This window comes from Rhodococcus oxybenzonivorans (assembly GCF_003130705.1).
Classification (GTDB): domain Bacteria; phylum Actinomycetota; class Actinomycetes; order Mycobacteriales; family Mycobacteriaceae; genus Rhodococcus_F; species Rhodococcus_F oxybenzonivorans.
Genome location: NZ_CP021354.1, coordinates 6,494,902 through 6,509,963, shown reverse-complemented (window position 1 = coordinate 6,509,963; position 15,062 = coordinate 6,494,902). Strand labels below are relative to the sequence as shown.

The following is a 15,062-nucleotide window of genomic DNA, read 5'->3' as shown; positions in this document are numbered from 1 at the left end:
TGGCGTACATATCTCGGATCGTTCTCGGTGTCTCGTCGAGCACCCACAACGTGTTCGGGCTGCCCTACACTTCGTGCGTCAATCGGGCCTCCGCCGAAGCCTACGTTCGTCGCGTCCGTGTCGATATGTCCGACGGAGACGGTACTTGCGCCGATTCTGGTCCGTGGTGGACATGCACCGTATGGTGAAGGCAACTGCTGCGGCTGAATGCGCGCAGGATGAGATGAGGCGATCATGAAACACGAATTGCGGCTCGCATCTTCCGAGAATCTCGCGGGTGGTACAGCCACCAACATCCTGCGAGTCGCCTCTGAGCTGGTGCGCGTAGTCTCCCGCACGGGCTCGGATCTCCGGGAGGTCGAGCGCACGGTCATCGAGATCTTGAGCGCGACTTCGGAGCTCCCGGTCAACGCTGAGGAGCCTGGGTTCCATCCGGCCCTGCTTGCTCTCGTCAGAGAAGTCGCCGGGCAGCACGAGGCGCGAGATGATCGGTATCGCGCACTGTTGGACACCGTCGCTGACATCACCTCGGAAGACGATCCGGACAGGCTTCTCGGCGGTATTGCCGATCGTGCGCGGAGGCTTCTTCGCGCCGACGTCGTTTACCTCTGGTTAGCGGAACGAGACGGTGAATACGCTCACCTGGGTGCGACCTCGGGGGGCATGACTTCCGAGCTTCTCGATCTTCGTGTACCGGCGGGGATGGCGATGACAGGGCGGATAATAGAGAGCGGAATGCCGTTAATCGTTACGAGGTACTTCGGCGATCCGAATTTTGTGCATTTTCCGGATGTCGACCGGGTCATGGAGCGGGAGAAAATCGTTGCGACCGTCGGCGTGCCCCTGGTCAACGGGTCTAAACGGCTCGGTGCGTTGATCGCCGCCAACCGTGACGAACGTGCCTACACTCCAGCGGATCTGGACCTTCTGCACTCGCTGGCTGGGCATGCCGCCATCTCGATCGAACGCTCCAGGCTTGCCGAGGAAACCAAGACTGCACTCCGGTCACTCGAGGACGCGAACCGAGAGCTGGCCCGGAGTAACGCCGAGTCCGAGCGCGCGACCACGGCTCACTTCACGCTATCCCAGGTCGCCTTGGCCGGCGGAAACATCGACAATCTCGTTCAGGAAGTCGTCAAGATCGTCGGCGGTGAGTTGGCTGTGTTCGATCCGGACGACCGCCTACTCGCTGACGTCGGCGACCTCAGCGGAACTGCGCAGCCTCCCGAGTTGATTCGTCAAGCGGCTCTCGCGCGGACCACTCAAACGTCCGGGAGCCTGGTAGCAATCCCGATCTTGGCGGCTGCCAGACTTCTCGGCATTCTGTACTACCAAGGTGACGAGACCCCCGCGAAGCCAGACATTCAGATCCTCGAACGTGCAGCAGTCGTCGCCGCCTTGCTCCTACTCTTGGCCGAGGCAGAGGCCGGAGCCGCGGGTTTTCGTCGCGACGACTTCATCGACGATCTCCTGTCTGGCGACGAAGCTCCCAGCCGCCTTATCCACCGCGCCGCGCAGCTGCGAATGGAGCTGCGTCAGCCGTACACCGTTCATGTCGTGCGAGCACCCTTGCAGCAACGTCGGCTTGCTTACCTCGCAGACGAAGCAGCGAAGATCCGAGGGGGCTTGGCCGGGCAAAGCCATATCCTGCAGCGCGGAAACAAGTCGTCGGTAGTAGCCCTGATTCCAGGAAATGATCCGCGGTCGAATTCCGCGGAGCTGTCCTCGGCAATCGCGCGCGCCGGACGGGTGACGCCATCGGTGGCCGGCGCGGGACCGGCGCGCGCGGTAGCCGGCGTGCGTGAGCTGTTCGACGAGGCAGTGACCTGCAGTGATGCAATGGAACGGATACAGGGCGGTGCCATGTCGGGCACCTTGGAAGATCTCGGGTTCGTCGGACTGGTTCTGAGCAATCGACCGAATGTGGATCGATTCGTGCGGACGACGCTTGCCCCAGTGGCCCGGTACGACGCGGCACACCACACCGAATTGTTGAGCACTCTCGAGGCCCTCCTTGCAACGGATGGAAGTCCGACAGCGGCGTCGGAAGTTCTGCATGTTCACGTCAGTACGGTGAAACAGCGAATGCAGCGGTTGAAGGACCTATTGGGAGACGATTGGAGAACGGTGGATCGAACGAGCGAACTCCGTCTCGCGCTGAAACTTCATCGGCTCAATCAGAACACACTGGAGGCTGATGCCTAGTCGGCTTCTGTTCGACGACCCACGCTGCGATCTGCGCGCGGCTGTTGAACCCGAGCTTGGACAGAATGTGCTCGACGTGGCCTTGAACGGTGCGCGGGGAAATGACCAATCGGGTGGCGATGGCCCTGTTGGTCAGGCCCTCCGCGACGGCCTCTGCTATCTGACGTTCTCTCTTGGTCAACTTCGCGGTCTCCCCAGGTGTGGGCGGCGGCGTGGGCGTTTTCTCACCGAGGGCATAGGCGATGGCAGCATTGAATCCGAGGCCTCGGCCGTCCCTTCGGGAAGCCGCGAATGTCGGTTCGCCGAGCGCCTGCATCGTTCTGCGCTCGCACTCGTCGTGATAATGGAGCAGGTTCGGGAACCACAGCGTGAAAGTCCCTACGGACTGCGCCATTTCCTCCGCGGCACCTATCAGTACAGCTGCACGCCGCGCATCTTTGTTCTCGGCTGCGATCCAGGCAAGGACCTCGAGGCACGTTGCGGTCGTACGGAGATCGCCTACCTCACGGGACAACTGCAGTGCGTGCCGCAGCAGTTCAACCGTGCCGGGGTGGTCTGATCGTCGCCATGCGGCGATGCCCAGTGCCCGGAGGGTCGCGGCGCGGTGTACGACCTCGCCGCAGGACTCGGTGATCGCGAGTGCCTGTGAATAGCACTCGTTCGCTCCTCGTTCGTCACCCGCCTGGTCACATGCCCGTCCGAGCATGTGAAGCACCTCGATGTGCGAGAAATCGTGAGCGCCGAACTTTTCGATCGCGGTTTCCAGCAGTGATCGCGCCCGCGCAAAATCGCCGCGGTACAGAGCGAGTGTTCCTTCGGCTCGGGCGACGAATGCATCTGCCGTAGAGTCGGAAACCCTCTGGGCCACCATGCGTGCCTCGGCTACCGAGGCGGAGGCCGCGGTCAGGTCGCCCTGCAGTTCGGCCAGGACGCTGTGTGCATGCAAGGCCTTCACCCGCTCCACCGTCGGAGTCTTCCACGGCACAGCAAGGAGTCGGTCGAGCCAGCGCCGACCCTCGCTGAACAGTCCACGCGCCTGCCAGAACGGCTGGAGGGCGGCGGCGATCGTCAGTCCGATCTCAGGATCGTCACCCAGGCAGAACTCCATCACCTCGCGAAGGTTGGTCTGTTCGCGATCCAAGCGGGAAATCCAGTCGAGCTGTCGGGGGCTGATCCAATCCGACTCTGCCTCGAGCGCCAACTGCCGGTACCAGTCTCGGTGGCGACAGCGCAGATCTGCGTACTCCTCGTTTCTCTGCGCGAATTCCCTGCCATAGTCCCGCAGGATGTCGAGCAACCGGAAGCGCACTACTGCGCCGGACTCCTCCCGAATAAGGATCGACTTGTCGACCAGAGAGGTCAGCGCATCGAGTACCTCCTGCGCATTCATGTCACTACCGCAAATCTGCTCGGCCGCATCCAGTTCGATGCTCCCCGCGAACACCGAAAGCCGGGCCCACAGCAACCGCTCTACGGGGTTGCACAAGTCGTAGCTCCAGTCGACGCACAGACGCATCGTTTGCTGCCGGGTCGGGGCGGTTCGGCTGCTGCGGGACAGCAGCGTGTAGCGGTCGGTCAGCCGCTGGAGGATTTGCTCTGGCGACATGGCTCGCACCCGGGCCGCAGCGAGTTCGATGGGCAACGGTAATCCGTCGAGCCGATGGCAGATCTGGGCGACCGTGCCCGCGTTGTCCTCGGTCAGTGTGAACGTCGGGAGAGCCGTGGCGGCGCGTTCGGCGAACAATGTGACGGCGTCGTAGCTAGGTGTTCCTCGAAGTGAGGGCACATGCTCGGGAATGGTGAGCGGCGGGACGCGCAGAACAGCTTCCCCGGCGATGCCGAGAGGCTCGCGACTGGTGGCGAGGATACGCAATTGCGGACAGCCGCGAAGAAGGGTTGCGGACAGCTCTGCCGCCGCGTCCACTACCTGCTCACAGTTGTCGAGCACCAGTAAGAGCTCGCGTGGAGCCAGAAAGTTCAACAGGCCGTCGAGCTGGTTGCTCGCCCGTTGATCCCGCAAGCCTAAAGCTGCAGCCACAAGGTCTGCCACCAATGAACCGTCCGATAGCTCGGCGAACTCCACCAGCCATACTCCGTCGTTGAATCCGCGTCGCACACTGTCAGCTGCCCTGAGTGCGAGGCGTGTTTTGCCGACGCCTCCGAAACCGGTCAGTGTCACCAAGTGCGATGTTTCCAGGGAGCGTTTCACTTCCGACAGTTCATGCCTGCGACCGACGAAACTAGTCAGCTCCACCGGCAAGTTCCCTGTCGTCCTGCCCGGCAACCGAGTCGGGCCAGGATAGGAACCGCCTCCGGCGGGACGAACAACCATGGAGTTCGGCAGGGCCTCTTGCGGCCGTTCACCTCCGGAACCGGTGTGGAGCGCCATGTCGTCGACCGCGAAACCGTGGTCGAATTGCGCGCGCCGGAGGGCCTCACCGAGGGTGGCGGCGGAGTGCCGGTCTGGTGCGGATGTGGCCATCGCCCGTTCCACCGCCGCACTGACGTCTTCAGCGATGTCCTGTTCCCGAAGGTCCGGAACGGGCTCGGTGGTGATGCGAACGAACTGCGCGACCAGCTGCTCACCGCTGCGCCGCTCGAAAGCAGCATGGCCGGTCAATGCGCAGAAGAGAGTGGCGCCCAGCCCATAGACGTCCGAGGCCGGGCTCGGCGACTTCCCGGCTAGAACCTCGGGCGCGGTAAACGCAGGTGAGCCGGTGACGGTACCGGTGGCGGTTTCGAAACTCCCCTGAATGCGCGCGATACCGAAGTCGGCCAGTGCGGGCTCGTCGTAGTCGGAGAGCAAGATGTTCGCGGGTTTGATATCGCGGTGCAGGATGCCGAGCCGGTGTGCTGTTTCGAGGGCGCCCGCTATCTTCACCCCGAAGCGAAGGGCCTCGTCCAGTGGGAGAGGTCCGTGCCGGCGGACTCGCGTGTCGAGGCAGCCACGGGCGTAGTAGGGCATCACAAGAAAGAGCCGACCACTGTCGGTGGTACCTATCTGCAGGACATTCGCGATGTTCGGGTGCCCTGTCAGCCTCCCCATCGCCCGCTGTTCGCGGAGGAATCGTTCCCGATTCTCGTTGTCGTCGAAGTCTGCGGTGAGAACCTTCACCGCGACAGTGCGGTCCAGAGCGGTCTGCGTGCAGCGATACACGACGCCGAAGCCACCGCGCCCGATCTCCTCGGCATTGGAAAATCCCGCCGATTCCAGGTCCGTCACCAACACAGCGTTGTCGACACGCTGTGTTGCGAAGGGATCATTGTCGGTCGCCATCTACGATGCGCTCTTTGCCCTGTTGAGGGGTTTGTCGAGGTGTCGGCCGACACCTCCTGGATAACCAGGATATCGCTGGAGGCGTCACCCAACAGTGTGCGACGGCCGTGGGCTGAAGACCGCAAACTGGAAATTCGACGGCCCCGCAATCCTAAAATGCACCGTCACGAACTCGCACTAACGGCTGGCTACCCCCTCGGGGACACAAAGTCGAGGGCAGTGTGTCTCCGGCGGACATTTGTCGTTGCTCCAACCAGGAATACTGTCTCTGTGTGTCGCGGATCACCACGGTCTCGCACGTCCGAGCTGACGGGCCTGGCTGCCCGATCAGCTCTGGTCCCGACCAACCCTGCTCGCTGGAAACCAAGGAGTCGCGCTACGCAACAGAAACCAGATGATCAGTGAAGTTCAGTCGGGTGCAATCGACGGCAATCACCATCATCTCTCCGGAGGACCAGAAGTGACATTATCCGAAAGATCGCAGGGGCGCCGCGTCAATCCAACGCTGACGCTTGCGGTCGTTGTTGCCTCAGTATTTGCCTACAAGGGTCTCGAATCGATCCTTTCCCCTGCTCTACCGCTGATTCAAGAGTCCCTCGGCGCAACAGAAGCTCAAATCGCGTGGGTGATTACCGGTGTGCTGCTCACGGGTGCTGTGGCCACCCCCTTGATCGGCCGCCTGTCCGACATTCGCGACAAGAAGTCGATCCTCCTTGCCGTACTCGCAATCGTCGCAACCGGAACCGCAGTCTCGGGTCTTTCGAATTCGATCTTGATGCTTACCTTGGGACAGCTCCTGCAGGGAGTTGGCCTCGCGGTCGTCCCCCTTGCCTTCGGGATTATTCGCGATACTCAGACCGAAGCCCGGATCAAGTCGGGCAATGGTTCGGTCATTGCCTTCATCTACGCTGGGACGGCGTTTGCGCTCGTCGGCTCCGGGCTGCTCGTGAGCGTTCTCCCGTGGCGTTGGTTGTTCTCAGTCCCCTTCGTCATCATCACCGTCATCTTCGTCGCCGCGTGGCGCCTGGTGCCATCGTGTCCTCCTGCCAATCACGGCCGCGTCGACTACACGGGCGCGACTTTCCTCGGCAGCGGAATGGCCGTCATTCTCGTCGGCATCACCAAAGCGCCCGAATGGGGTTGGCTTTCTATTGAATTCGGAACAACAGTGCTTGTGTGCGTTGCGCTGTTGACAACCTTCGTCGTCCTCGAGCTTCGTTCGTCCGAGCCGCTCATCGACGTGCGCTTGCTTGCGACGCGGCCACTTGCAGTGAGCTGCCTCGTGTATCTGCTGTGTGGGTTCGCTACCAATGCGCTGTTTCTGGCGGTACCCATGCTGGTGCAACAACCGACCGACACAGGGTTCGGTCTTGGCGCCTCCGAGTTCACGACGAGCCTTCTCCTGCTCCCCCTCGGCTTGGCCGGCGCCGTTGTAGCACCGCTGACAGGTTGGCTCGATCTTCGGGTCGGTGGACGAACCACCATGCTCACGGGTGTCATTCTGGCCGGGGCGTCGTTCGTCCTTCTTCTCACTGCAAACGGACATTTCCTCATGGTCATGGGAGCGACCATCCTCATTGGCGCTTCGGGTGGGATCACACTGACGCAGGCAATGAACACAGTGGCGTTGACGTCTCCGGTCAGCCGGATCGGGGCATTCAGCGGTCTCGCGTTTGTCGTCAAGGCAGTCGGTGGCACACTCGGCGTCCAACTTTCGGGAAGCATCCTCACTACCGGCACCAGTACGGCTGCGCCGACCTGGACTTCCTTCACGATCGTGTTCGTGATGGGCATCGTCGTCACAGCCCTGGTTGCCGTCAGCTGCTTGCTTCTGCCACGGAAAGTGACAACTTCGGCACAAGGAGCAGAACCACTGGTCCCCACCAGGGTTTCGACCGACTGACCTGACCCCACCCGGTTACGTCAGAAGTAGTCGTCGACTCGACGTCGTCGAAATTCGGGTGCGGCAGTCTCCGGTGAGTCCGCCACTCCGCTGACTGCCGCACCTGCACGGGTGACCACATCAGCAAACAGACCGCCAGGGTAGAAGCGGATGTCAGGAAGCTGTCCATTGACGCCAACAAAAACCGGCGCAGACTCTACGGGCGTCGAAACCTACACGCGCGAGTATCAGAAATCGCGCCGGACCAAACACACCAGGCGACAGATACAGACCGAGTGCAAGTCCCGGGGAGAAGCCGCTCGATTCATCGAATTCGCTCGAGCGTGGATTCCCTACGGCGGCGCGACTGACGAGGACATCTTCGTCAGCTTCGGCATGACACGTACTCGCTTCGTACAGATGCTTCGCCACTTCGTCGCCGAGGTCGGCGTCGACGCCGAAACCGTCAGAGCACTCGCCGACACCTATCCATATTCTCCCCCCTCAGGTCGATCGATGACCTGACACAGCCGACTCCGCAACGACAAGAACATCGCTCTCGCGGCTTCTTCACATCCGGCCCCGATGTTCCGCGGCGCGCGCTGACGGATGCACCGTTGTCTGTCGGGTCGAATCACGGGTCCAGTTGGTCACGTATCAGTGTGTCGAGTCGCTGCCATGCCGGGGACGAGGCGTTGACCGTCTGTTGGATCAAGGCAGGGATTTCGGAAGGTTCATTCAGCTCCGGGAGTTCGCCCTTTCCGTAGCGTTCCTGCGTCGCCGCCACGATCCGGCGCGCGAGGTCGTCGATACGGGGATCATCGGCGTCGAGGACGTACGTGTGGTCGTAGTCGCGGAAAAGCTGCCGCAGCAGCGGGTCGGCAAGAATGTCGGCTTGATCGTGAAACAGTGTCATCGCGTGGTCTGGGTGGGTGGCGAACACGAGGATCCACAGGTCGCGTTGCAGGTCGACCCAACGGGGTGTGAATCCCAACCGGAGTAGGTCTTCGAGATGGGCACCGACCTCCGTGGGCAGCGGCACCAGATGCCCGGCGGCGAGCTGACGCAGACGGCCCTGCGTTGCCTCCAGGTCACGAATGTGGGCGGTGAGTTTGTAGTCGATCTCGCGCAGCGCCTGCTGGAACTTTTCCTCGGTCGCCGACCTCAGGTCCCCGATACGGGCCAGGGGAACACCCGCTTCGGCCAGCGTTCGGATCTTGATCAGGTCGATGGCGTCATTCGCGCCGTACCGCCGGTAGCCGGATGAATCGCGGTCGGGTTCAGGGAGCAGCCCCTTGTCGTGATAGACGCGAATGGTTTTGATCGACACTCCCACGTATCTTGCCAGCTGCCCGATGGTGATCACTCGGCCAATCGTTCCACTTGACCTTTCCCCTGGGGAAGGGTTGCAGAATGGCCACATGGAGAACATCGATCGGGAGACCCTGCGCGCGCTGGCCTATGAGGGCAACGAGACCGCTCTGGACCGGTTGGCCGATCTCGCCGACGCGACCGGTGACCTCGCGGAGCTGAGCGAGTTGCTGGACGAGGGATCCATGCGCGCCGGGTTTCTGCTCACTCGACGCGCAGTGTCGGCCGGTGACCTGCGCGAACTGCAACGAATCTCCGACGCCGGCTACGACGACGCAGGCAGAGAGCTGGACCGGATGCTGAAAACAACTGCCGACGAGGGGAATCGAGAATCCGACCGGCCCCGGTAGCGGCGCTCGTTGCGCACTCAGTAGTTCAACGACGTCTCTTGTTGCTGCACAGTCGAACCGGCTATGGTCGAGCATTTCGGTCCATGATTCATCGATGTTGTTCGCGGTACCGGCTCGGACTGATGCCGTAGGTCGTCGTGAATGCTCTGCTGAAGACCGATAGATCGACGAATCCGAACTGGAAGGCGATGTCGGTCAGGGATCGGGATCTGTTGCGTGGAGCCATCATCGCGCGACGACAGGCCTCGAGCCGGTGCTCGCGAATCGTGGCGGCAGCGGTTGCGCCGAAGCGTGCGAACACTCTGTGAACCGTTCGAGTGGAGACGAAGAACGCCTGGGCGATACCGCTGGGGGACAGATCCGGATCGTCCAGGTGGCGTTCGATGTGCTGCACCATACTCGCGTAGAGGTCTCGCAGACCTGGATCAGGGTCCTTGGATCGACCTTCCTCTTGGGCCGCCGTGATGGCCAGGTCCGCCAGCCCGCTTGCCAGGCCGATGGCACCGGCGGACGATACCTCCCCATCGGCCACCAGGAGGGTGGAGAGCATCGGTGAGAGCAACTGTCCCACGGGTGAGGTGGATCGTACGGTCCGCGCCGTCAAGTCCTGCAACTGAGTCTCGGTGAGCGACAACGAGGCCCGTGGCCAAGTGAACACGCGCAGGTGCCACTCCGGATGCAAACTCCAGGTAAATGGCCGCGAAGTCTCGTAGAGGGCGAAATCTCCCGGGCCGAGGGTGCACGTGCGCCCGTCCTGGATGAGCTGCCCCTCACCGGCGACGACCATGCCGATCTGCATCAACTCGAGCGGATGGCGGTTGGCAAGCCTGGCCGTTCTGCGGAAGATCTGGGATGTGGCCGTGACGTCGGCCGCCATCAGGTGCGCGAAATGGCGGGTCTGCACCGCCCCGGTAAAGTTCTCTGGCTCGATCGGCGCGATGTCCAGTGCCACGAACGTGTCGCGGATCGTTTCGATCCAGGTGCCGAGAGCGGTGGTTCGCACCACTTCGCGGCCCTGGTGGGGTGTCGATGGGACTGGAGCAGGCGCTACCTTGATCAAGTCGCCGGAGCGGCGGCAGTCCGGGCAGTCATCGTCCACCATGTCACCATCCGGCGGCGGCAACGACGACATGAACGGCTCCTTCTGCTCGCGCGAACACCACGCTAAGAGCGATGAAATCACATGTCAACCTGCACGGACTGCCTACGTCGAAGCAGCATGCCACCGACCCGGCGGCGAGGAGCAGGCAACGCCTTGTGGACGAGCCGCCCCACCGCGCGCGGCGCCATGACCCGATCCGCTGAGTCCTCCGTTCCCAATCTGGTGATTGGCCCCTGCGACGAGTGTCGCAACGTGCAAAGTTGGCTGGCGCTCAGCGTCAAACGCCACGCCCCGGAAGCGCCTACCGTTCGAGTACGCCGGAAATCCCGGGGGTGTTCAGGGGACCTCCTGGACTGATGATGTTGTGTGCTGGAGGCTGCGCAAACGTGGACGAACAAGTCATCGACTGCGCCTGCACCGTCGGATGGTTCATCGCCACCGAGGCACCTGATGCCTGCTCGCGAGCACGCGGCCTCATCCACGGCCCCATCCGAGCCCTGCCACTGCCGATGAGATCTACTGCCCTGGCAGCACAGGACTCTCAACTGTCCTCGGAACATGCCCCTGCGGGCGTGCCGCGGTTCAACCGAAGGAGACACAGTTTTCATGTCGACATTGCCCCCACCCGATTCCGCACGCCTGGCCGCGCTTGACCGGCACTTTCGGTTCGGCCTGTCCGCTGCGGAACTCGAGGAATTTGCACCTGCGGTCGAAGCGTCCCTCGGTGCGTCGACCGCCGTCGAGAACCTCTATCGGCGCTCCGCCCCACCGACCCCGCAGCGGGAATGGGCGCCGGCCGCACCGGAGCGTAACCGTCTCGGTGCCTGGTACGTCACCACCGAGATCGCCGGCGCACCGGACGGCCCATTGTCCGGAAAGACGGTGGCAGTCAAAGACAATGTCGCGGTCGCCGGTGTCCCGATGATGAACGGATCCCGCACCGTGGAGGGCTTCATCCCTCGCCGCGATGCGACGGTGGTCCGCCGGCTCCTCGATGCCGGTGCGACGATCACCGGTAAGGCAGTGTGCGAGGACCTGTGTTTCTCCGGGGCCAGTTTCACATCACAGCCCGCACCGGTCCGCAACCCATGGGACCCGACACGCAATTCCGGCGGCTCCTCCAGCGGCAGTGGAGCACTCGTTGGGAACGGAGACGTCGATATGGCCGTCGGCGGCGACCAGGGCGGCTCCATCCGGATCCCCGCAGCGTTCTGCGGAACCGTCGGTCACAAGCCGACGCACGGACTGGTCCCCTACACCGGGGCGTTTCCCATCGAGCGAACCATCGATCACCTCGGCCCGATCACCCGCACCGTTGCCGATGCGGCCGTCATGCTCGGTGTGCTGGCAGGACCCGATGGCGCCGATCCCCGCCAGCCGACCGTGATCGAGGTCGTCGATTACCTGTCGGCGATCACCCAATCGGCGTCCGGGCTCCGTGTCGGTGTCGTCACCGAAGGCTTCGGCACACCCGTGTCCGATCCGGACGTCGACGCTGCCGTCCGGGCTGCGGTCGACGTCCTGCGCGGTGCCGGACTGGCGGCGGAGGAGGTGTCGATTCCCTGGCATCTCGACGCCATGCACGTGTGGAACGTGATCGCCACCGAGGGCGCCGCCTATCAGATGCTCGACGGCAACGCCTACGGGATGAACACCGACGGCTTCTACGACCCGGAGCTGGTCGCGCACTTCGCCGCCCAGCGCCTCCACAGAGGCCACGAGCTGTCCAAGACCGTGAAGCTGGTGGGATTGTCGGGTCGCTATACCTTCGAGGTCGGCGGCGGCAAGTACTACGCCATGGCCCGCCAACTCGTACCCGAGTTGCGCGCCGCCTACGACGCCGCACTGACCCGCTTCGACGTACTGGTCATGCCCACCGTCCCCTACACCGCCCAACAGATTCCCCCAGCCGATGCCGGCCTGGCCGATTACCTGCATGTCGCGCTGTCGATGGTGGGCAACACCGCTCCCTTCGACGTCACCGGGCACCCGGCGTGCTCGGTCCCTGCCGGTCTGGTCGGTGGCTTGCCGACCGGTCTGATGATCGTCGGCAAGCGTTTCGACGACGCCACGGTCCTGCGCGTGGCACACACCTACGAACATGCTGTTGGCGCGTTTCCTTCACCACCGGCGGCCGCGACCGCAAGAAGTTTCGCGTAAACAAAGTATTCGTCCTCAGGACACGGACGGGCTCGGCCTTGTCCTGACGCGGACTGTCTTCCGTGCCGAATGGGAGAAGGCCTGCGATTCCGGTCCGTTTCCGGCAATTCTCCGGCTTCTTCACTGACTGTCGCTCATCGTCGAACTATCAGTCGCTCGTGGTCAAATTCACACCGTTAGTGGACGGTAGCTTCTGACCTATACGAGTTTCCGAGATTCTCTCGAAGCCCCAACTCGATGAAACAGGAGTCCTTATGGAATCTGCAATCAGCGACCACCTCGTATGTCCCCGAACGTTGAGCCGACGTGTGCCCGACAACTACCAACCTCCCTTCCCCATGTGGGTCGGGCGCGCTGATGAAACCCTCCAGCAGGTGGTGATGGCGTATCTCGGCGTGCAGTTCCGCGGCGACGAGCACCGGACGGCCGCTCTTGCGGCAATGCGCGGCATCGTCTCGAGCTTCGATATGGAGGACGGCCCGCGGCACCACGACCTGACCCACCATGAGGACAACGAGGGCTACGAGAACCTGATGGTGGTGGGTTACTGGAAAGATGTTGCTTCCTACACCCGTTGGATAAGCACCTCCGTTGTCGCCGACTGGTGGGCATCGGACGAACGACTGTCCGAGGGACTCGGCTACTTTCGCGAGACCGTCGCCCCCCGGGCCGAGCAATTCGAGACTTTGTACGCCTTCCAGGAAGACCTCCCTGGTATCGGCGCGGTGATGGACGGGATCAGCGGCGACATCAACGAGCACGGGTACTGGGGCTCGATGCGCGAACGTTTCCCGCTGTCCCAAACTGATTGGATGCAGCCTTCGGGCGAACTGCGGGTGATCAGTGGTGATCCCGCCGTTGGTGGTCGGGTAATGATCCAGGGCCACGACAACATCGCGTTGATTCGCTCCGGTCAGGATTGGAAGGATGCCGAATCAGAAGAACGATCCCTGTATCTCGATGACATCCTCCCAACATTGCAGCAGGGCATGGACTTTCTTCGCGACAGCGGCGAGACGGTCGGCTGCTACAGCAATAGGTTCGTACGCAATATCGACCTGGAAGGGAACTTCCTTGATCTGAGTTACAACATCGGGCACTGGGCTTCGCTCGACCAACTGGAGCGTTGGGCAGAATCCCATCCCACCCATCTGCGAATCTTCACTACCTTTTTCCGAGTCGCCGAGGGTCTGTCGAAGCTGCGTCTGTATCACGAGGTATCGGTGTCAGATGCACGCGACCAACTGTACGAGTACATCAACTGCCATCCCCGGACCGGCATGCTGCGCGATGCACAAACCGTGGCATTAGCCGCTGACCTACCCTAAAGCGCTTCCCGACACACCAAATTCCCACTTCGTACGTACCAGCCCCCTACAGAAAGTGGAAACAATGACCTCAACGATCGAACACACACCAGACAATGCCGCACCAGCTCAAGCGCCGGCGTCGGATCGCGCGTGGGCACTGTTCCGTGCGCTCGACGGGAAGGGCGTGGTCCCCGAGGGCTACACCGAAGCGTGGAAGAAGACCTTCGAGGAGGACTTCAGCCCGAAGCGCGGCGCCGAACTCGTCGCGCGGGCCTGGACCGACCCGGAGTTCCGCGAACTGCTCCTCACCGACGGCACCGCGGCCGTGGACCAGTACGGTTATCTGGGACCGCAGGGCGAATACATCGTCGCGCTCGAGGACACCCCCACCCTCAAGAACGTGATTGTCTGCTCCCTCTGCTCCTGCACCGCCTGGCCCATCCTCGGGTTGCCGCCGACCTGGTACAAGAGCTTCGAGTACCGTGCCCGCGTCGTCCGCGAACCTCGAAAAGTGCTGTCCGAGATGGGTACCGACATCGCCGAGGATGTCGAGATCCGGGTGTACGACACCACCGCCGAGACCCGCTACATCGTGCTCCCCCAACGGCCCGCCGGCACCGAAGGCTGGACCCAGGAGCAACTACAGCAGATCGTCACCAAGGACTGCCTGATCGGGGTCGCAGTCCCGCAGGTCCCGGCCAACTGATCCACCGAATCATAGGAGATAAACCCATGGATGGAGTACACGATCTCGCCGGTGTTCAAGGGTTCGGCAAGGTGCCCCACACCGTCAACGCCGATATCGGTCCCACCTTCCACGCCGACTGGGAACACCTGCCCTACAGCCTGTTCTTCCTCGGAGTGGCGGAGCTGGGGGCCTTCAGTGTCGACGAGGTCCGCTACGTCGTCGAGCGGATGGAACCCCGCCACTACATGATGACGCCCTATTACGAGAGGTACGCCATCGGCGTTGCCACCCTCATGGTCGAAAAGGGCATCCTCACCCACGAGGAACTCGAAGCGCTTGCCGGGGGCCCGTTCCCGCTGTCCCGGCCGGCCGAGTCGGAGGGACGTCCGGCCCGCACCGACACCATCACCTTCGAGGTCGGGCAACGTGTCCGGGTGCGCGACGAGTACGTCCCGGGGCACATCCGCATGCCGGCCTACTGCCGCGGCCGGGTCGGGACCGTCACGCACCGCACCGGCGACCAGTGGCCCTTCCCCGACGCCATCGGCCACGGCCGCAACGACGCCGGGGCGGAACCGACCTACCACGTCCAGTTCGCGGCCGAGGACCTCTTCGGTGACGACACCGACGCCGGCAGCGTCGTAGTCGACCTATTCGAGGGTTACCTCGAACCGGCAGCCTGACCCGCTCCCACACTGTCACCAACTGCGTCGGCGG

At 62.9% G+C, this 15,062-nt stretch carries 10 protein-coding genes; 7 read left to right on the top strand and 3 right to left on the bottom strand.

Features of this window, described 5'->3' with window-relative positions; all coding sequences use genetic code 11:
* Positions 1–234 precede the first annotated feature (234 nt).
* Positions 235–2,205 (top strand): helix-turn-helix domain-containing protein, encoded by a 1,971-nt coding sequence (locus CBI38_RS30180; RefSeq protein WP_109334676.1) that lies wholly within the window; start codon positions 235–237, stop codon positions 2,203–2,205.
* On the opposite strand, the gene CBI38_RS30175 is transcribed toward CBI38_RS30180, so the two are convergent.
* Positions 2,174–5,482 carry a protein kinase domain-containing protein gene (locus CBI38_RS30175; RefSeq protein WP_109334675.1) on the bottom strand — a complete coding sequence of 1,103 codons (3,309 nt, stop codon included), beginning with the start codon at positions 5,480–5,482 and terminating at the stop codon, positions 2,174–2,176. The two genes, CBI38_RS30180 and CBI38_RS30175, sit on opposite strands and share 32 nt — an antisense overlap.
* A gap of 394 nt (positions 5,483–5,876) precedes the next feature.
* Here CBI38_RS30175 and CBI38_RS30170 point away from each other — a divergent pair, with 394 nt between their 5' ends.
* Positions 5,877–7,385, top strand: coding sequence for an MFS transporter (locus CBI38_RS30170; protein WP_109334674.1), 1,509 nt, complete (start codon positions 5,877–5,879; stop codon positions 7,383–7,385).
* Positions 7,386–7,998: 613 nt separating this feature from the next.
* Here CBI38_RS30170 and CBI38_RS30160 read toward each other — a convergent pair.
* A complete protein-coding gene (locus tag CBI38_RS30160) occupies positions 7,999–8,730 on the bottom strand; it encodes a MerR family transcriptional regulator (RefSeq protein WP_109334672.1) in 732 nt (243 codons plus the stop codon).
* 55 nt (positions 8,731–8,785) lie between these two features.
* On the opposite strand from CBI38_RS30160, the gene CBI38_RS30155 reads away from it, so the two are divergent.
* The gene (locus tag CBI38_RS30155; protein ID WP_109334671.1) at positions 8,786–9,085 is read left to right on the top strand and encodes a hypothetical protein; all 300 of its coding nucleotides are present in this window, start codon (positions 8,786–8,788) and stop codon (positions 9,083–9,085) included.
* A gap of 88 nt (positions 9,086–9,173) precedes the next feature.
* On the opposite strand, the gene CBI38_RS30150 is transcribed toward CBI38_RS30155, so the two are convergent.
* Positions 9,174–10,217 (bottom strand): helix-turn-helix domain-containing protein, encoded by a 1,044-nt coding sequence (locus tag CBI38_RS30150; protein WP_109334670.1) that lies wholly within the window; start codon positions 10,215–10,217, stop codon positions 9,174–9,176.
* A 576-nt stretch (positions 10,218–10,793) separates the two neighbouring features.
* Here CBI38_RS30150 and CBI38_RS30145 point away from each other — a divergent pair.
* From CBI38_RS30145 to nthB, 4 genes are all read left to right on the top strand, one after another.
* Positions 10,794–12,347, top strand: a complete 1,554-nt coding sequence (locus tag CBI38_RS30145; RefSeq protein WP_109334669.1) for an amidase — start codon at positions 10,794–10,796, stop codon at positions 12,345–12,347.
* Positions 12,348–12,601: 254 nt separating this feature from the next.
* On the top strand, positions 12,602–13,675 hold the full coding sequence (gene oxdA / locus CBI38_RS30140; RefSeq protein WP_109334668.1) for an aliphatic aldoxime dehydratase: 1,074 nt from the start codon (positions 12,602–12,604) through the stop codon (positions 13,673–13,675).
* Between the two features lie 64 nt (positions 13,676–13,739).
* Positions 13,740–14,363, top strand: coding sequence for a nitrile hydratase subunit alpha (nthA, locus tag CBI38_RS30135; protein ID WP_109334667.1), 624 nt, complete (start codon positions 13,740–13,742; stop codon positions 14,361–14,363).
* Between the two features lie 26 nt (positions 14,364–14,389).
* The gene (nthB, locus tag CBI38_RS30130) at positions 14,390–15,028 is read left to right on the top strand and encodes a nitrile hydratase subunit beta (protein ID WP_109334666.1); all 639 of its coding nucleotides are present in this window, start codon (positions 14,390–14,392) and stop codon (positions 15,026–15,028) included.
* Positions 15,029–15,062 lie beyond the last annotated feature (34 nt).